Below are 17,758 nucleotides of genomic sequence, written 5' to 3'. Positions count from 1 at the left end.
CCGCTATCAGGCGCGGTATCTCGTGGAGCAGCTCGGGCTGCGCGGCGACGAAGACCCCGCGCAGCTCTCCGGCGGCGAGGCCCGCCGCGCGGCGCTGGCGCGGGTACTGGCGCCCGCGCCCGACATCCTGCTGCTGGACGAGCCCACCAACCATCTCGATCTTCCCACCATCGAATGGCTGGAGGGCGAACTTCAAGGCCGCGGCTCGGCGCTGGTCCTGATCAGCCATGACCGCCGCTTCCTTTCAAATCTGTCGCGCAGCACGGCCTGGCTCGATCGCGGCCAGATCAGGCAGATCGACCGCGGCTTTGGCGCCTTCGAGGCCTGGCGCGACGAGGTGCTGGCCGAGGAAGAGCGCGACCAGCACAAGCTCGACCGCCAGATCGTCAACGAGGAACACTGGCTGCGCTATGGCGTCTCCGGCCGCCGCAAGCGCAACGTCAAGCGGCTCGGCAATCTGTTTGCGCTGCGCGACCAGCGCAAAAACTATCGCGGCACCACTGGCGCCGCCAATCTCGCCGCGGCGGAGGCGGACAAATCCGGCCGACTGGTGATCGAGGCCAAAAACATCGGCAAATCCTTTGGCGATCGCAAAATCGTCGACGGGTTTTCGATTCGAATCCAGCGCGGCGACCGCATCGGCATCGTCGGTCCGAACGGCGCCGGCAAGACCACGCTGGTCAATCTCCTGACCGGCGCCGACGCGCCCGATGCCGGCTCGATCCGGTCAGGTGCCAATATCGAGATGGCGACGCTCGACCAGCACCGCGAAAGCCTCGACCCGAAATCGACCCTGGCGGAGGCGCTGACCGGCGGGCGCAGCGACCACGTCATGGTCGGCGGCAAGCCAAAGCATGTCGTCAGCTACATGAAGGATTTTCTGTTCTCCCAGGAACAGATGCGCACGCCGCTGGAAGTGCTCTCCGGCGGCGAGCGCGGGCGGCTGATGCTGGCCCGCGCGCTGGCAAAACCCTCCAACCTCCTGGTGCTGGACGAGCCGACCAACGATCTCGATCTGGAGACCCTCGACGTGCTCGAGGAGATGCTGGGCGACTATGAGGGCACGCTGATCCTGATCAGCCACGACCGCGATTTCCTCGACCGCGTGGTGACCTCGGTGATCGTGCCCGAGGGCAATGGCCGCTGGATCGAGTATGCCGGCGGCTATACCGACATGCTGGCGCAGCGCGGCGCGGACCTGAAGCGCGAGGCGGTGAAGGTCCTGGCCGTCGACGGCAGGAAGGAAACAAAAACCAGCGCGCCTTCCGCCATCTCCAGGCGCCGGCTGAGCTTCCACGAAAAGCACGCGCTGGAAACACTGCCGACGAAAATCGCCAAATTGCAGGCCGAGATTGCCAAACAGCAACGCATCCTTGACGATCCCGAGCTGTTCCGGAAGGATCGCAAGAAGTTCGATCAAGCCTCCGAAGCGCTAGCCAAAGCACAACAGGCGCTGGCTGAGGCCGAGGATAAATGGCTGGAACTTGAAGTGCTTCGTGAGGAGATCGAGCAGGCCTGAGCCGTAGGATGGGTAGAGCGCAGCGAAACCCATCAAGCATCGTGGATGTCTCGTGATGGGTTTCGCTTCGCTCTACCCATCCTACGTCTGAAAAGGTAACTCATGACAACGCCCCTCGCCGCCAGAATCGCCCGGGAATACGGCACGCCGGCCGCCGTGATCGACATGGACCGCGTCGAGCGCAACATCGCGCGCATCCAGGCGGCCTGCGATGCGGCTGAAGTCGCCAACCGGCCGCACATCAAGACCCACAAGAGTCCGCTGCTGGCGACGATGCAGATCAAGGCCGGCGCCAAGGGCATCACCTGCCAGAAACTCGGCGAGGCCGAGGTGATGGCGGCGGCCGGGATCGACGACATCCTGATCAGCTACAATCTGCTCGGCGAGGAGAAGATGGCCCGGCTTGGCGCGCTGCAGGCAAAGGCCAATATGACCGTGGCCGCCGACAATTTGGTCGTCGTCGCCGGCCTGCCGAAGGCCGCGGCGGCGTCAGGCCGTCCACTTTCGGTCGTGGTCGAATGCGACACGGGGCGCAAGCGCGCCGGGGTCGAGACGCCGGCGGAAGCCATCGCACTGGCGCGCGAAATCGCAGCGTCAAAGGGGCTCACCTTCGCCGGCTTCATGCTGTACCCGACCGAAACCGGCTGGGCCGAGGCGCAGAAGTTTTTCGACGAGGCGCTGGCCGGCGTCCGCGCGCACGGGCTCGACGCAACCATGGTTTCGACCGGCGGCACGCCGAACATGAAAAATGTCGGCAAGCTCAAGGGCGCGACCGAACACCGGCCCGGCACTTACATCTATAACGACCGCATGCAGGTCGCGGCCGGCGTCGCATCGTGGGACGATTGCGCGCTGAGCATCTATTCCACCGTGGTCAGCCGCGCCGGTCCGGACCGCGGCATCCTCGATGCCGGCTCGAAAACGCTGACGTCGGATACCGGCGGCGGGCTGGAGGGCCACGGCCTGATCCTCGAACATCCCGAGGCGAAAATCGCGCGCTTCGCCGAAGAGCACGGCTTTCTCGACCTCACGCGCAGCAACACCCGCCCCAATGTCGGCGACGTCGTCCGCATCGTGCCCAATCACGTCTGCGTCGTCGTCAACATGATGGACGAGGTGGTGATGGTGCGCGGCGAGGAGATCATCGGCACGCTGCCGGTGGCGGCGCGGGGGAAGCTGCGGTGATGCTCTCAACCCGCCTTTGGCACCAGAACGGACCTGGCCGGGCTTGCCGCTCGCTCAACCCGGCCGCGAACGATCCGGACCGGACCTCCACTACTCTACGATCTGTTCGCCCGATCCGCCGAACTCCGCCGGAAAATCCTTAAACTTCGGGAGACCATCTTTCATGGGAAGAACAGTCTCGGCATAGTTCACGTGGACGCCCGGGCTGTATTTAAGCGTGGGCAGTGTGGCCGAAAATACGTCCACCAGTCCCAGCGGAGGGTGATTGGTCATTAGATGGCCCCCGCACTTCTTGCAGTATTGCCGCTGACTGACCGGCGTCTTCTGAAACATGCCAACATGCTCGGCCCCAGCCGTGATCTTCACGGCATCCGGCTTCCAGAGGGTGAAGGCATTGATCGGTCCACCTGACCACGAACGGCATGATCGGCAATGACAATAACCCATGGCTTCCGGTTCTCCGGATGCCTCCACTCGAACCGCGCCGCAAAAACACTCTCCGGAATATTTTGCCATCGCCTTTTAGCCTCCCTCGTTTTTCCGAACTCTAAATCGAATCGTTGGCAACTGCCAACAGACGCCCTTCGCGCGCGCCGGGTTACACCGATACCAGCTTCGCTGCTCGCTGTCGCCGACGATGATCGCCAGTAGTCCGCCGATTTCCGATCGCATGTTTGAGACACGCCGGCGGCCACTGAGAAGATACGCTTGCTGGAGAAGACCGGAAGTGGCGCAGACAGCCCAATGCGGTCGAAATGGCACAAAGCAGGCTTCGTCTTGACCTTTTTCGGTCCCGATCGTTTCACGATTGTGTTCCGATCAATTCCGTCCGCATGACCGATCAGCGAAAGGGTAATCCTCGGGCCATCGTCATTCCGGGGCGACGCGAAGCGTCGAGCTATGATGTGCAATTGCACATCATAGAATCCATAACCACAGCTGTCTCTAATCATCCTCTGCCAACTGACATTTGGGGTTATGGATTCCGGGCTCGCGCCAAGTGGCGCCCCCCGGAATGACGGGGATTGTTTGCCCGGCGGAATTCAGTTTCCTGAGCTGTGGTGCGTCTTGAGCGGCGAATACTGACGTCGCGTTGGCGCTACATCGATCACGCCCAGATCGACAAGTGTGCGGTGGAAGCGGCGTTTCCGTTCCGAGGACGATGCGAAGTAGGCTTCGCCGCAATGCTCGATAAGGCTCGCGCGCGTGGCAAAGATCTCATCAAGCGGCAGGCCGGCTTGCTGCAGAGCAACCGTACCAAGAAAGGCGATATCCAGGTCTCGGCCCCGCCCGCAAACAAGTCGATCAGTGCCGCCATTCAGGGTTTCGATGGCATAGAACGTGCGGAACCGGCGGCTCTCGTCCGGGCGAAGCTTGAGTTTTTTCTCGATCCGCCGTGTCATCACCGGTTGATGATCTCCGTAGTGTACGATCAATGTTGAACGTCCGGGAAAACGGCTGGAAAGCTCGGATTTGAGCCTGTTCCAGGTTACGGCAGTCTCTGCAAGTCGCGCATAGTACTCAGCATAGTGAGCATCGGGGAGGCTTGCGGCAGCAAAGGCACGCTCGCCATCGAAGCGTCCAGGCGCAACCAGCCTTCGGTCGTGAGGGCCGTGATTGAAGTTGGTCAGCGCATACAGAAAACGAGGTGCTGCAGCATCGCCCGCAATCCCTTTCATATGAACGCCGAGCGCGGCTTCCAGAAACAATGCATCAGAATTCGTCATTTCGAATCGATCGAGGTCGAAGGGCGAATCAAAGTCATCGGTGAAAATACGTTCGTTGATACCAATCGAACGATAAAACCCATCGTAGTTGAGAAAGCTGCGACGGCAGCTCGACGTGAGCATTGTCCTGTACCCGAGCGCAGTCAGCGCATCTGGAAGACTGTTGTGGAATCGGCCGACGCCTCTCTTGAAAAGAAAATAGGCGTTTGAACCAAAGCTTGCGCTTGAAAGGCCCGTTAGCAGACTAAATTCGGATTGCCACGATCCCCCGCCAAAAATATCGACGTTAAGGCTTCCATGGAGACCATTTTTTGGGGACAGAAATGCTTCGACGACTGGTTCAACCGGGAGCCCGAACACGCGCGGATCAAAGATCGACTCGTGCTGGATGACGATAATGTCGGGATAGTCGAGGCGGCGCGGGGGTACGGCCGCCATAAGCGGCAACGGATCCTCAGCTATATCGCTCAAAGTCAGGCCGCCGAACTGCCGCCAGGAAAGCGGGTTGAGAAGGGAGGCTATGAAGGTCGAAAAAAAACACCGCCGCAGAGCCGCGATTCGCTGGAAAGAAGCGGCCCCACCGCTTGCCCCATATGTTGCTACCAAACCAATACATGCGAGGCTGAACAAAAGGACCTGGAGTTCCAGAGAGACTGACGGCCCGCGCACGTAGAGCAGCGTCGCGACGGCGACCAGAACAAGCGCGATACCTCCCGTGACAACAGCTGTTACTGCGAGCGGGTATTGTACAACAAAAAATGGAACTGTCCCTGCAAACGCCAGCGGCAAATCCGTCACGATCAGTTTCAGCCCGCTATAATTATACTTGATATTCGACGCTCCGAAGATTGCCGCTACCAGGATAGACGAAACCAGAATCGCTCTTTCGAAATCGGTAACGAAGAACAGCAGCGTCGCGGCGCTGAAACACAAAGCGGCAATGGCCAATTTGAGGTGCTCAACACTACGTTCTGCAAACCAGATGACGGCGATGGCTGCCACAATGATCAGGGTCAATGACATATCGATCAGGTTGCCGGTCGCGGATGAAATTCTACCACTGCTATACCATTAATACAGGCAAACACAGCTCCGCTTCAAATGGTCTTGCGGTCGTAAAGTTGATGTCTCCTCTTGGCATCGTTTCGCTGCGATGCAGAATTTAGTCGCTATCGGGTGCAGCGGACATCGAACAAGCCGCGACAATCGAGCGCGATCTATGCGCATGAGGTCCGACTCTCAAACCACTTCAACACGCCCCTCCCCGCCGCGGCACCGGTCGCAAACGAGGCCTGCAGCAGATAGCCGCCGGTCGGCGCTTCCCAGTCGAGCATTTCGCCGGCCGCGAAGACGCCGGGCAAGCGGCGGAGCATGAAGTCGGCGTCGAGTTCATCGAACGCTATCCCGCCCGCGGTGGAGATCGCGCGCGCGATCGGCGCGATGCCGTTGAGCCTGACAGGCACGGTGTTGACCAGGGAAGCGAGATCGGCCGGCGACAAGGACGCCAGCGACACGCCGGAGGCTTTTGCGGCTTCCTGCAACAACCCGATGGCAACGGGCGACAGATTTGCAGCCTTGCGCAGGAAATTGGAGAAGGTCTGCTTTCCCTTCCGCAGCGACAGCCGTGCGATCAAATCGCTTGGTTCGAGACCTGGCCGCAGCGCGATGCGCAGCGTGGCCTGCCCCGCACGGGCAATCGCGGCGCGCAAATCGGCCGCCAGCGCATAGACCCCGCCGCCCTCGATGCCGGTCCGGGTGATCACCATCTCGCCGCGCACCGTGTGCGGGCCGAAGGTCAGCGCGACGCCCTTGAGCGGCTGGCCCTCGAAGCGCTGGCGAAAAATGTCGGACCAGGCAACCGTGAAACCGCAATTCGCAGGCCGCAGCGCCGATATCGTCACGCCCTTCGCCGCGAGTGTCTCCACCCACGCCCCGTCCGACCCGAGCCGCGGCCAGCTCGCGCCGCCAAGCGCCAGCACGGTCGCGCGAGCGCTGACGATGCGTCGCCCGTCCGGGGTCTCAAACAGCAAGCGGCCGTGCTCATCCCAGCCGGTCCAGCGGTGGCGCAGCGCGAATAGCACGCCTGCCGCATCCAATCGGCGCAGCCATGCCCGCAGCAACGGTGAGGCCTTGAAGGCTTTTGGAAACACCCGGCCGCTGGAGCCGACAAATGTCGGCTGCCCCAGCGCCTCGCTCCAGTCGCGCAAGGCGCCCGGCGGAAATGCCTCGACCGCGGCCTGGAGATGCGGCATTGCGTCCCGGTAACGGGCGAGGAATTGAGGCAGCGGTTCGCCATGCGTGAGATTGAGCCCGCCTCGCCCGGCCATCAGGAATTTGCGGCCGGCCGATGGCATCGCGTCAAAGACGGTGACACGCGCGCCGCCTTGCGCCAGCACTTCGGCGGCCATCAGGCCGGCGGGGCCGGCGCCGATGACGGCGACTTCGGTTATAAACACTGTCATTCCGGGATGCGCCTCTTGGCGCAGGCCCGGAATCCATACTCACGATCGTGGTTATGGATTCTCTGATGTGCATTGCACATCATAGCTCGCTCGTTTCACTCGCGCCCCGGAATGACGACGTTGCGGTCATCGATCTACAGCTTGATCCCCGCTCTCGCCGCGGCCTGGCCGACATACTTCTGGGTCTGCTCGAACGCGCCCTGCAGCGCCTTCGCGGTCGAGATGTCGCTGATCTCGGCAAAGTGCGCGGCGACAGCATCCGGCGTCCAGTCGGATTGGGCCAGGTTGATGCCTTCGGTCTCCATGATCCGGATCACCGCGAACGAGCCCGCGCCGGCGCCCATGATGGTGCGGGTCGGCGCGTCCTCGCTCAGCAGATATTCCACCGCCGGCGTGATCGCTTCGGGCTTCATCAATGCCAGCGCATGCGGCGGCAGCAGTTCCTCGGTCATGCGGGTGGCCGCCGTCGGCGAAATCGTGTTGACGCGGATGTCGTTCTTGCGGCCCTCCTCGGCCAGCACGTTCATCAGCCCGATCATGCCGGCTTTGGCCGCGCCGTAATTGGCCTGGCCGAAATTGCCGAACAGGCCCGACGACGAGGTGGTGAGCACGATGCGCCCGTAATTGCGCTCGCGCATGCCACACCACACCGCCTTGCAGCAGTAGAAGGTGCCAGTGAGATGGACGTCCAGCACTTTGGCGAAATCGGCGACTTCCATTTTCGAGAAAGATTTATCGCGCAAGATGCCGGCATTGGCGCAGAGCAGATCGACGCCGCCCCATTCCCGGGTGGCGCGCTCGACCATCGCCGCGACCTGCTCGAAACTGGAGACATCGGCGCCGTCGGCGATCGCGATGCCGCCGGCCTTGCGAATTTCCTCGACCACGGTCTCGGCCGGCGTCAGCGATCCGCCTGACCCGTCGCGGGCGCCGCCGAAATCGTTGACGACGACTTTGGCGCCGCGGCTCGCCAGCCCCCGCGCATGCGCCCGTCCAAGACCATTGCCCGCGCCGGTGACGATGGCGACGCGTCCGTCAAACCTGATTGGCATGAGTGGAATTCCCGAAGTGATAAAGTCAATCAAGCGAAATAGATCAGGCCGATCCAGTCGGCGACCAGCGCGGGCTTGTCCTCGCCCTCGATCTCGACCGTGACATTGCTGCGCGACTGCAACTCCTTCGGCTTGCGCAACTTCGCTTCCGCCAGCGTAAAGCGGCCGCGGACCCGCGAGCCGGCGCGCACCGGCGAGATGAAGCGCAATTTGTCAAAACCGTAATTGACGCCCATGGTGGTGCCTTCGATCACCGGCATCACCTCATAGGACATGATGCTCAGCAGCGACATGGTCAGGAAACCGTGCGCCACCGTGGTGCCGAACGCGGTTTCCCGTTTGGCGCGCTCGGGATCGACATGGATGAACTGATGATCCTCGATCACGTCGGCAAAGGCATCGATCCGGTTCTGATCGACCAGATGCCATGACGACACCCCGATCTCCCGGCCAACCATGTTCTGATAGGCCTGAAGCGCGAGCGGCGGCTTCTTCCAGACTTCATTCATCGATCAATTCTCCGACCCGGCGGTTCGCACCTGTAGCAGCTCCGGGAATTCTTCCTCGCGAAACTCGCGCCCGCGCAGCGCATCGCTGCGATCATCGTCATGTTCCAGCCGGCGCAACTGCACGCGGCGGATTTTTCCCGAGATCGTCTTCGGCAATTCGGTCACCAGTTCGATGCGGCGGATGCGCTTGAACGGCGCCAGCCGCGTATGCAGATGCCGGAAGATCGAGCGCGCGGTGTCCGGCGAACGCTCGACGCCCGACACCAGCAGCACATAGGCCTTGGGGATCGCCAGCCGGATCGGATCGGGGCTGGGAACGACCGCGGCCTCCGCGACCGCTTCGTGTTCGAGCAATACGCTTTCCAGCTCGAACGGACTGATCCGGTAGTCGGATGACTTGAAGACGTCGTCGGAGCGGCCGACGAAGGTCAGATAACCCTCGTCGTCGGCAAACACCACGTCACCGCTGCGATAGAACGCGCCATCGGCGCCGCTCAACTGGCCGTCGTCACCCTGATAGCCCTGCATCAGGCCGGCGGGCCTGTCGGTGCCGAGCATCAGCGTGACCTCGCCCTCTTTGGTGACGTGGCCGTCGCCATCGGTGATCTGCACGCGATAGCCGGGGAGCGGCCGGCCCATCGATCCGATCTTGACCTTCTGTCCCGGCGAATTGCCGGCGAGCGCCGTGGTCTCGGTCTGGCCGTAACCGTCGCGGATCGTCAGCCCCCAGGCCGCGCGCACCTGGTCGATCACCTCCGGGTTGAGCGGCTCGCCGGCACCGCAGACTTCGCGCAAGGAAACCTTGAAGGTCGAAAGCTTCTCCTGGATGAACAGCCGCCATACCGTCGGCGGCGCACAGAGTGTCGTGACACCGCAGCGGCCGATGGTGGCGAGCAATCCCCTGGCATCGAAGCGTGGCTGATTGACGACGAACACCGTGGCGCCGGCATTCCAGGGCGCGAACAAGCAGCTCCAGGCATGCTTGGCCCAGCCCGGCGAGGAAATGTTCAGATGCACGTCGCCGGGCTGCAAGCCGAGCCAGAACATCGTCGACAATCCGCCGACGGGATAGCTGCGCTGGCTGTGCCGCACCAGCTTCGGTTTGGCCGTGGTGCCCGAGGTGAAATAGAGCAGCATCGGGTCATCGGGCCCGGTGGGACCGTCCGGCGCAAATGTCTCGGAAGCGCCTGCCGCCTGTTCGAACGGCAGCCAGCCATCGTGTCTGGCCGTCGCTCCGACCACGATCCGAACCAGGCCCTCGCCGCCGAGGCTCGCGAACTTCGCGATCTGGTCCTGCGACGCCACCACCATTTTCGCCCGGCCGCGATCGAGCCGGTCGCGCAATTCGTCCGGCGTCAGCAGTGTGGTCGCGGGGATCACGACCACGCCGAGCTTCATCGCCGCCAGCATCGTCTCCCACAGCGGCACGACATTGCCGAGCAGCAGCAGCAAATGGTCGCCGCGCTTCAGTCCCTGCGCGCGCAAAAAATTCGCGACCTGGTTGGAGCGGCGCGACAGCGCGGCGAACGAAAGCTTGGTCTCCTTGTCGCTGCCGGCATCGACGATCCACAGCGCCGGCCGATCACCGCTGTCGGGATGGCGCGCCAGCTCCGCGTCGAACCAGTCCAGCGCCCAGTTGAACGGCACCGGACCGGGCCAGCGGAATCCCTTCACCGCCGCATCGTAATCGGTGCGGTGCTCGAGCAGAAAGGCGCGCGCTTCCCTAAATGTCGTCATCGCTATTTTCCGGCGAGGCCGCGAACGTGCTGGATGATGCCGGAGAAATCGACCCCGCCATGGCCGGCCGCGTCGAACGCCCTGTAGATCTCCTGCGCGTGCTTGCCGAGCGGCGTCGCCGCGCCGGCGGCGCTGGCCGCATCCTGCGCCAGCGTGAGGTCCTTCACCATCAGGCTCGACGCAAAGCCGGGCTTGTAGCCGTTATTGGCCGGCGAGGTCGGCACCGGGCCCGGCACCGGGCAATAGGAGGTCAGCGACCAGCACTGCCCCGACGAGGTCGAGGCCACATCGAACAGCGCCTGATGCGACAGACCGAGTTTTTCCGCAAGCACAAAGGCCTCGCCGACCGCGATCATGGAGACGCCAAGGATCATGTTGTTGCAGATCTTGGCCGCCTGCCCCGCACCGGCGCCGCCGCAATGCACGATCTTCTTGCCCATGTTCTCCAGCACCGGCTTCGCCGCCGAAAACGCCTTGTCGTCGCCGCCGCACATGAAAGTCAGCGTCGCGCCCCTGGCGCCACCGGTGCCGCCCGACACCGGCGCATCGACCGAGGCCATGCCGCGCGCCGCGGCCAGCGCATGCGCCTGCCTGGCGCTTTCGACGTCGATGGTCGAGCAGTCGATGATCAGCGCGCCCTTCCTCATTGACGCAATCACGTCGGTCCACACCGACAACACGTGCTTGCCTGCCGGCAGCATGGTGATGACGGTATCGGCACCCTTCACCGCCGCCGCCGCGCTGTCGGCGATGTCGGCGCCATCGCTTCTCGCCTGATCTTTCGAGGCTTCCACCAGATCGAAGGCGATCACCTTGCGGCCGGCCCTGACCAGATTGGCCGCCATCGGCCCGCCCATATTGCCGAGGCCAATGAATGCGATATTTGCCATCTCAATTCCTCCGCTTGGGGCGCTGCTATTTTGATTGATCGAATACGAGTTCGTCGGCGCCGATTTCGGCGAAATACGGCGCGACCATCGCCGGTGTCACGTCCTCGATTCCGGCGGGCGACCATTTTGGATCGCGGTCCTTGTCGATCACCGCCGCGCGTATGCCTTCGCGAAAATCGTCGCTGGCAAAGACTTCCAGCGCCGCACGATATTCCCGCACCAGACACTGCTCGAGTGAGGAAGATTTCCGCGCCAGCCGCAACAGTTTCAACGCAACCACCATGCCGCGCGGCGATTTCTCGTTCAGCGTCTTCAGCGTCGACGCTGCCTGCTCCGAGCCGTCGTGCCGCAGGGCGGCGACGATGTCCTGCATCCGGTCTTGCGCGAACCAGGCATCGATCTTCGGCTGCATCGCGGCGACGGGACCTGCGGTCTCGCCGGTCGAAAACCCGTCGATCAGGATCTTGATTTCCGCTGAACCCGTGCCGGGACGGATTTTGGTGAGCACGTCGCGCAAGGCGGCGAGCTTGTCCGACGGCACCACCGCGTCGGCAAAGCGGGCATGGATCGCATCCGGACCGTTCATGGTCTGGCCGGTCAGGCCGAAGTAAGTGCCGATCTCGCCGGGCGAATGCGACAATAGCCAGGTGCCGCCGACATCGGGGAAGAAACCGAGGCCGACCTCGGGCATCGCCAGTCTGGTCCGCTCGGTGACGACGCGATGCCGGCCATGCGCGGACAGCCCGACCCCGCCACCCATCACGATACCGTCCATGAACGCGACATAGGGTTTTGCGAATTTGGCGATGCGGGCGTTGAGGATGTATTCCTCGCGCCACAGAATCTTGCCGAGATCGCCACGTATCTTTGAGCTTTCGTAGAGCGCGCGGATATCGCCGCCGGCGCACAGGCCGCGCTCGCCGGCGCCTTCCAGCACGATCACGCCGACAGCCGGATCGGCCTCGAATCGATCGAGCGCCGTGTCGATGTCGCGAAACATTTCAAGCGTCACGGCATTGATCGCCTTCGGCCGGTTGAGGCGGATGATGCCGGCGGCACCCTCGCGCCGCGCGATCAGGTCGGGCTCGGCGCCCGCGACAGCCGCGACCGCACTCATCGCGCCCCCTCGATCATCGCGCGCGAAACGATCAGCCGCATGATTTCGTTGGTGCCTTCAAGAATCTGGTGCACGCGGAGATCGCGCACGATTTTCTCGATGCCGTATTCGCTGAGATAGCCATAGCCGCCGTGCAATTGTAGCGCCTGGTTGGCGACCTCGAAGCCGACGTCGGTGCCGAACCGCTTGGCCATCGCGCACAGCATGGTCGCGTCAGGGTCCTTGCGGTCGAGTGCCGCGGCGGCGCGCCAGACAAAGGTCCGCGCCGCCTCCAGCTCGGTCGCCATGTCAGCGAGACGAAATTGCAGCGCCTGGAACTCGTCGAGCCGTTTTCCGAACGCCTTGCGCTCCTTCATATAGGCGAGCGACTTGTCGAGCGCGCTTTGCGCGCCGCCGAGCGAACAGGCGGCGATGTTGATGCGCCCGCCGTCGAGCCCGGCCATCGCGATCTTGAAGCCGATGCCTTCGTCGCCCAATCTATTCTCGACCGGAACGCGGGCATTCTCGAAGATCACCGCGCGGGTCGGCTGCGCGTTCCAGCCCATCTTGCGCTCATTGGCGCCGAGCGAGAGCCCGGGCGTATCCGCCTCGATCACCAGCGTCGAGATGCCGCCGGGACCGTCGCCGCCGGTCCGCACCATCACGACATAGAGGTCGCCGCCGCCGGCGCCGGAGATGAACTGCTTTTGGCCGTTGAGCACATAATGATCGCCGTCGCGCACCGCGCGGGTGCGCAGCGCCGCCGCGTCCGAGCCGGAACCCGGCTCGGTCAGGCAATAGCTCGCCAGAAGCTCCATGGTGCAAAGTCCTGGCAGCCATTTCCGGCGCTGCGCGTCATTGCCAAAGGCGTCGATCATCCACGACGCCATGTTGTGGATCGAGATGAACGCCGACACCGTCGGGCAGCCCTGCGCCAACGCCTCGAAGATCAGCGCGGCGTCGAACCGGCTCAGCGCCGAGCCGCCGACGTCATCGCGGATGTAGACGCCGCCCATGCCTAGTGTCGCGGCTTCCCGCATCACATCGACCGGAAAATGCTTCTCCTCGTCCCAGCGGATCGCATGCGGCGCGATTTTTTCGGCGGCGAATTGCCGCGCCATCTCGCGAACCGCAACCTGGTCCTCGTTGAGAGCGAAGTGCATTTCTTTCCCGCGCCCGGCTATGACGCGATCAATTCATCGTTGGAATCGAGAACTCCGCGCCCTCCTTGACGCCGGAGGGCCAGCGCGAGGTGATCGTCTTGGTCTTGGTGTAGAAGCGGACCGAATCCGGGCCGTGCTGGTTGAGATCGCCGAAGCCGGATTTTTTCCAGCCGCCGAAGGTGTAATAGGCGATCGGCACCGGGATCGGCACGTTGACGCCGACCATGCCGACATTGACCTTTGCCGCGAAGTCGCGCGCGGCGTCGCCATCGCGGGTGAAGATCGCAACCCCGTTGCCATAGTCATGGTCCGACGGCAGCGCCAGCGCCTCGGCGTAGTCCTTGGCGCGCACCACCGACAGCACCGGTCCAAAAATCTCTTCCTTGTAGATGCGCATATCCCTGGTGACATTGTCGAACAGGCAGCCGCCCATGTAGAAGCCGTTTTCATAGCCCTGCATCCGGAAGCCGCGGCCATCGACCGCCAGCGTCGCGCCTTCCTTGATGCCGATCTCGACATAGTTTCTCACGCGCTCGACCGCTTCGCGGGTGACCAGCGGGCCGTAATCGGCGGACGGATCGATCGAGGTGCCGATCTTCAGGGATTCCACGCGCGGGATCAGCCTTTCCATCAGCCGGTCGGCGGTGGTCTTGCCGACGGGCACCGCGACCGAGACCGCCATGCAGCGCTCACCGGCCGAGCCGTAGCCGGCGCCGATCAGGGCGTCCACGGCCTGGTCCATGTCGGCATCCGGCATCACGATGGCGTGGTTCTTGGCGCCGCCGAAACACTGGCAGCGCTTGCCGCTCGCCGCCGCGCGCTGGTAGATATATTGCGCGATCGGCGAGGAGCCGACGAAGCCGACCGCCTTGATGTCGGGATCGTCGAGGATGGCGTCGACCGCTTCCTTGTCGCCGTTGACGACGTTGAGAATGCCCGGCGGAAGCCCGGCCTCGATCATCAATTCCGCGAGCATCATCGGCACGCCGGGATCGCGCTCCGACGGTTTCAGGATGAACGCATTGCCGCAGGCGATCGCGGGCGCGAATTTCCACATCGGGATCATCGCCGGGAAATTGAACGGGGTGATGCCGGCGACCACGCCCAAAGGTTGCCGCATCGAATAGATGTCGATGCCGGGGCCGGCGCCCTCGGTGTACTCGCCCTTCATCAGATGCGGGATGCCGCAGGCGAATTCGACCACTTCAAGCCCGCGCTGGATGTCGCCCTTGGCATCGGGAACGGTCTTGCCATGCTCGCGCGCCAGCCGATCGGCGAGCTTGTCGTAGTCGCGTTGGGCCAGTTCGAGGAACTTCATCATGACGCGGGCGCGGCGCTGCGGATTGGTGTTGGCCCACTCGACCTGCGCAACCAAGGCGTTCTCGACCGCGGCCCGCACTTCCGCCTTCGACGCCAGCGCCACCTTGGCCTGGACGTCGCCGGTCATCGGCTCGAACACGTCGGCCGTCCGTCCTGATGTGCCCTTGACTTCACGGCCGCCGATGAAATGTCCGATTGAACGCATGGGTTTCCTCCTCGACTGACCGAACGCCGGTTTTGGCCGGCATCTTGCAGTCTTTGCAGCGTTTGGGAAGGGTTTCCGCGCGCGGCGGTTTTGCGAAAATGCCGCCTCAGCGGCGCCTTCCCGCGCAATTCGACCAATGTCTGAGGCGATCGGCGTAACGCCTTGATCAATGACGGGCGGGTGCAGCTGTCCGCTTCGAGGCCGCTTTCCTCGCCACCGGCTTCGCCGCCACCGCGCGGCCGAGCACGGCCTCGCGTCCGGCGGAGAGAATGTCGTCGGAAAACCCGCCATTGCCGGCGATGCGGGACAGCACCAGCGTTCCCATCATGGTCGCCAGTGCAGCCATCGCCTGCTTGCGCGCGGCCTTGCGCGCAACACCTGGAATCTGGTCGGCCACCATGTCGATCATCTGTTCCAGCTTGGCTGCGAACGCCTTGCGGGTCTTCGGGCTTTCGCGGGCGATTTCGGCCCCAAGGGTGGGAACCGCGCAGCCATGGCCGGGATCGTCGCGATGCAACGGCGTCAAATAGGATTCGACGATGGTGGCGAGCCGCTTGTCCGGCGGCGTCGCTTCGGAGACCTCGCGCCAGCGCGCGGTGGAGCGGTCCATCGCATAGGTAAAGGCCTCGATGACGAGCGCTTCGCGCGAATCGAAATGGGCATAGAACCCGCCATGGGTCAGGCCTGCCTCCTTCATCAGGTCGGCGACGCCGATGCCATGGGCGCCCTTCTCGCGAAGCCGGACCGAGGCCTTCCTCACGATCCGCGCGTGGGTCTCCTGCTTGTGCTGTTTCGAATAGCGCATCGACATTCTCATAAGATGTTTTCGGTCATATAATAGCAGTTGCGCGCGAAAAAAGCCGCATCTATTTCGCGCTCGCAGGTCGCGCCTGTAATCGAGAAGGGCGCGGCTGCGTGCACCGCAAGATTGCCCGCGCCGCCGCGCAAAAAGCCTTGGGCATGGCCGGCTTGGGCATGGCCGGTCCGGGATCCGACATCGCGGCCTTCCGCCGCAATCGTGCCGAACGGCCGTCGCCAGGCATGGCCCTTCTCTTGACAAGGCCATGCTTTGTCCGGGAAGTGGTGCGATCACCCCCTGCTTCCGGGACCCTCCATGGACATGCTCAACCCCCATTGCGGCGTCGTTCGCGATGCACGCGGCGTCGTTCGCCTGACGATCTGCAATGCCGGCGCGCTCAATATCCTCAGTTCGGTTGTCACCGACGGCGTGCGCCAGGGACTGGAGCAACTGGCATCCGACCGCGATATCCGCGCGCTGATCCTGGCCGGCCAGAGCGAGAAGAGCATGATCGGCGGCGCCGACATCAAGGAAATGGCGAAGCTAGACCAGAAGTCGGCCGAGCGGTTCATCACGCGCCTGCGCGATCTCTGCGAAGCCGTGCGCGCCTTCCCGGCGCCCGTGATCGCGCGGATGCCCGGCTGGTGCCTTGGCGGCGGGCTGGAAGTGGCCGCCGCCTGCGATTTCCGGATTGCCGCCCATGACGCCATGTTCGGCATGCCCGAGGTCCGGGTTGGCATTCCCTCGGTGATCCACGCCGCGCTGCTGCCCCGGCTGATCGGCTGGGGCCGCGCGCGCTGGCTGGTGATGACGGCGGAAAATATCGACGCGCCGACCGCGCTGGCCTGGGGCCTGGTCGATAGGATCGCGCCGGCAGGCGGACTGGACGGCGCGGTCGAGCACACGGTCGGGGCGCTGCTGCAATGCGGCCCCGAGGCGCTGCGCGCGCAAAAGGCCCTGCTGCGGCAATGGGAGGAATTGCCGCTGACCGAATCCGTCAACCTCAGCATCGGCGTGTTCGGCCAGTCGTTCCTGACCGGCGAGCCGCAGCGGCTGATGCAGGGGTTTCTGGACAGGAAAAGATGAGCGGGCTGCAATCCACGCGCTGTCCTGGTCAGATTGTCCGCATGACCGATCAGCGAAAGGGTAATCCTCTCAGCGAAAGGGTAATCCTCGAGCCCGTCATTCCGGGGCGCGCCCTTCGGCGCCCCCCGAATGACGAGGATGGTTCACGATTGTGTATCGACTGGATATCGTCAGCAGACGCAAACTTCCACATAGAACCGGGCGAGGCAGCAAGGCCTCGCCCGCGATCCATTCGTCCTCACCTCTCGGGATCGAAGATTACGCCTTCTTCTTCAACCCCGCCAAAACCGCCTCCGCCGTGATCGGCATGTGTCGCACCCGGACACCAACCGCATTGTAGATCGCGTTGGCGACAGCCGGCGCGACAACCGTGGATGCGGGCTCCCCGACACCGCTTGGGTGATGACCGGAATCGATGAGTTCGACATCGATTGGCGGCACGTCCGCCAGGCGAATGGGGGTGTAGTCATGGAAGTTGCTCTGTTCGAGCGCGCCGTCCTTGAGGGTCAGCCGCTCAGCCATGACCTGGCTGGTACCCCAGAGCGCCGCACCCTGGATTTGCGCCTTGGCATTGAGCGGATTGATCACCGTGCCCGGATCCATGGCGATGGTGAGCCGGTTGATCTTGTAGCGGCCGGTCTGAGGGTCGACGGTAACCTCCGCGATGCCGGCAACCCAGGTCGGGCTCTGCCGTTCCTCGGCTGAAGAAACGGCAATGCCCATTCCAGTGTTCGGCGGGAGCTTCTTCGCACCCCAGCCGGCTCTCCCCGCGGCGATTCGCAAGCAGTTGGCAAGCCGTAAAGCTCCGCCGACTGTCGCAGATTCGTACGCTGGCCAGGAGTTGTCGTTCGGCCATGGCAACGAGATCCACAGCCTGTCCATGTAGTAGTCCGATGACGTGCCCGGCGCATAGCCGGCATTGGGAATGCCTCGGGCACTGCCCTTGCCGTTGAGCATGGTTAGTCTGAACTCGAGTGGATCGCGGTTGAGCGCGTGCGCCACCTCGTC

The 17,758-nt window shown here is 63.5% G+C and carries 15 protein-coding genes; 3 read left to right on the top strand and 12 right to left on the bottom strand.

Features of this window, described 5'->3' with window-relative positions; genetic code table 11:
* On the top strand, window positions 1-1,519 hold a 1,519-nt coding region (locus WCE35_RS19670; protein WP_424594990.1), incomplete at its 5' end, for an ABC-F family ATP-binding cassette domain-containing protein.
* Between the two features lie 102 nt (window positions 1,520-1,621).
* A complete protein-coding gene (locus WCE35_RS19665; RefSeq protein WP_424594989.1) occupies window positions 1,622-2,704 on the top strand; it encodes a D-TA family PLP-dependent enzyme in 1,083 nt (360 codons plus the stop codon).
* Between the two features lie 90 nt (window positions 2,705-2,794).
* On the opposite strand, the gene WCE35_RS19660 is transcribed toward WCE35_RS19665, so the two are convergent.
* From WCE35_RS19660 to WCE35_RS19610, 11 genes are all read right to left on the bottom strand, one after another.
* Window positions 2,795-3,220: a GFA family protein gene (locus WCE35_RS19660; protein ID WP_424594988.1), complete on the bottom strand. Its 426-nt coding sequence runs from the start codon at window positions 3,218-3,220 to the stop codon at window positions 2,795-2,797.
* A gap of 527 nt (window positions 3,221-3,747) precedes the next feature.
* Window positions 3,748-5,448: a sulfatase-like hydrolase/transferase gene (locus tag WCE35_RS19655; RefSeq protein WP_424594987.1), complete on the bottom strand. Its 1,701-nt coding sequence runs from the start codon at window positions 5,446-5,448 to the stop codon at window positions 3,748-3,750.
* Between the two features lie 200 nt (window positions 5,449-5,648).
* Window positions 5,649-6,893, bottom strand: coding sequence for an NAD(P)/FAD-dependent oxidoreductase (locus WCE35_RS19650; protein WP_424594986.1), 1,245 nt, complete (start codon window positions 6,891-6,893; stop codon window positions 5,649-5,651).
* A 134-nt stretch (window positions 6,894-7,027) separates the two neighbouring features.
* On the bottom strand, window positions 7,028-7,945 hold the full coding sequence (locus WCE35_RS19645) for an SDR family NAD(P)-dependent oxidoreductase (RefSeq protein ID WP_424594985.1): 918 nt from the start codon (window positions 7,943-7,945) through the stop codon (window positions 7,028-7,030).
* Window positions 7,946-7,974: 29 nt separating this feature from the next.
* Complete coding sequence (locus WCE35_RS19640) at window positions 7,975-8,454, bottom strand: MaoC family dehydratase (protein ID WP_424594984.1); 480 nt, start codon at window positions 8,452-8,454, stop codon at window positions 7,975-7,977.
* Window positions 8,455-8,457: 3 nt separating this feature from the next.
* Window positions 8,458-10,191 carry an AMP-binding protein gene (locus tag WCE35_RS19635; protein ID WP_424594983.1) on the bottom strand — a complete coding sequence of 578 codons (1,734 nt, stop codon included), beginning with the start codon at window positions 10,189-10,191 and terminating at the stop codon, window positions 8,458-8,460.
* 2 nt (window positions 10,192-10,193) lie between these two features.
* Window positions 10,194-11,081, bottom strand: coding sequence for a 3-hydroxyisobutyrate dehydrogenase (gene mmsB / locus WCE35_RS19630; protein WP_424594982.1), 888 nt, complete (start codon window positions 11,079-11,081; stop codon window positions 10,194-10,196).
* A gap of 25 nt (window positions 11,082-11,106) precedes the next feature.
* The gene (locus tag WCE35_RS19625) at window positions 11,107-12,198 is read right to left on the bottom strand and encodes an enoyl-CoA hydratase/isomerase family protein (RefSeq protein WP_424594981.1); all 1,092 of its coding nucleotides are present in this window, start codon (window positions 12,196-12,198) and stop codon (window positions 11,107-11,109) included.
* Entirely contained in the window at window positions 12,195-13,340 is a 1,146-nt protein-coding gene (locus WCE35_RS19620) for an isobutyryl-CoA dehydrogenase (RefSeq protein WP_424594980.1), read from the bottom strand. Before WCE35_RS19620 ends, WCE35_RS19625 begins: the two co-directional genes overlap by 4 nt.
* A 28-nt stretch (window positions 13,341-13,368) precedes the next feature.
* The gene (locus WCE35_RS19615) at window positions 13,369-14,865 is read right to left on the bottom strand and encodes a CoA-acylating methylmalonate-semialdehyde dehydrogenase (RefSeq protein WP_424594979.1); all 1,497 of its coding nucleotides are present in this window, start codon (window positions 14,863-14,865) and stop codon (window positions 13,369-13,371) included.
* 166 nt (window positions 14,866-15,031) lie between these two features.
* Entirely contained in the window at window positions 15,032-15,670 is a 639-nt protein-coding gene (locus WCE35_RS19610; protein WP_424594978.1) for a TetR/AcrR family transcriptional regulator, read from the bottom strand.
* 309 nt (window positions 15,671-15,979) lie between these two features.
* Here WCE35_RS19610 and WCE35_RS19605 point away from each other — a divergent pair, with 309 nt between their 5' ends.
* On the top strand, window positions 15,980-16,750 hold the full coding sequence (locus tag WCE35_RS19605; RefSeq protein ID WP_424594977.1) for an enoyl-CoA hydratase: 771 nt from the start codon (window positions 15,980-15,982) through the stop codon (window positions 16,748-16,750).
* Between the two features lie 258 nt (window positions 16,751-17,008).
* On the opposite strand, the gene WCE35_RS19600 is transcribed toward WCE35_RS19605, so the two are convergent.
* Window positions 17,009-17,758: molybdopterin cofactor-binding domain-containing protein (locus tag WCE35_RS19600; RefSeq protein WP_424594976.1), on the bottom strand; the 750-nt coding region annotated here is incomplete at its 5' end.

Source organism: Bradyrhizobium sp. (genome assembly GCF_049691595.1).
In the GTDB taxonomy this organism is placed as follows: domain Bacteria; phylum Pseudomonadota; class Alphaproteobacteria; order Rhizobiales; family Xanthobacteraceae; genus Bradyrhizobium.
This window is presented reverse-complemented; position numbering and strand designations above follow the sequence as displayed.

Bases quoted from the DNA above. Each gene is read 5' to 3' on its own strand.
- WCE35_RS19665 (WP_424594989.1), top strand. From the start codon at position 1,622: ATGACAACGCCCCTCGCCGCCAGAATCGCCCGGGAATACGGCACGCCG.
- WCE35_RS19660 (WP_424594988.1), bottom strand. From the start codon at position 3,220: ATGGCAAAATATTCCGGAGAGTGTTTTTGCGGCGCGGTTCGAGTGGAG.
- WCE35_RS19650 (WP_424594986.1), bottom strand. From the start codon at position 6,893: ATGACAGTGTTTATAACCGAAGTCGCCGTCATCGGCGCCGGCCCCGCC.
- WCE35_RS19645 (WP_424594985.1), bottom strand. From the start codon at position 7,945: ATGCCAATCAGGTTTGACGGACGCGTCGCCATCGTCACCGGCGCGGGC.
- WCE35_RS19640 (WP_424594984.1), bottom strand. From the start codon at position 8,454: ATGAATGAAGTCTGGAAGAAGCCGCCGCTCGCGCTTCAGGCCTATCAG.
- WCE35_RS19635 (WP_424594983.1), bottom strand. From the start codon at position 10,191: ATGACGACATTTAGGGAAGCGCGCGCCTTTCTGCTCGAGCACCGCACC.
- mmsB (WP_424594982.1), bottom strand. From the start codon at position 11,081: ATGGCAAATATCGCATTCATTGGCCTCGGCAATATGGGCGGGCCGATG.
- WCE35_RS19625 (WP_424594981.1), bottom strand. From the start codon at position 12,198: ATGAGTGCGGTCGCGGCTGTCGCGGGCGCCGAGCCCGACCTGATCGCG.
- WCE35_RS19620 (WP_424594980.1), bottom strand. From the start codon at position 13,340: ATGCACTTCGCTCTCAACGAGGACCAGGTTGCGGTTCGCGAGATGGCG.
- WCE35_RS19615 (WP_424594979.1), bottom strand. From the start codon at position 14,865: ATGCGTTCAATCGGACATTTCATCGGCGGCCGTGAAGTCAAGGGCACA.
- WCE35_RS19610 (WP_424594978.1), bottom strand. From the start codon at position 15,670: ATGCGCTATTCGAAACAGCACAAGCAGGAGACCCACGCGCGGATCGTG.
- WCE35_RS19605 (WP_424594977.1), top strand. From the start codon at position 15,980: ATGGACATGCTCAACCCCCATTGCGGCGTCGTTCGCGATGCACGCGGC.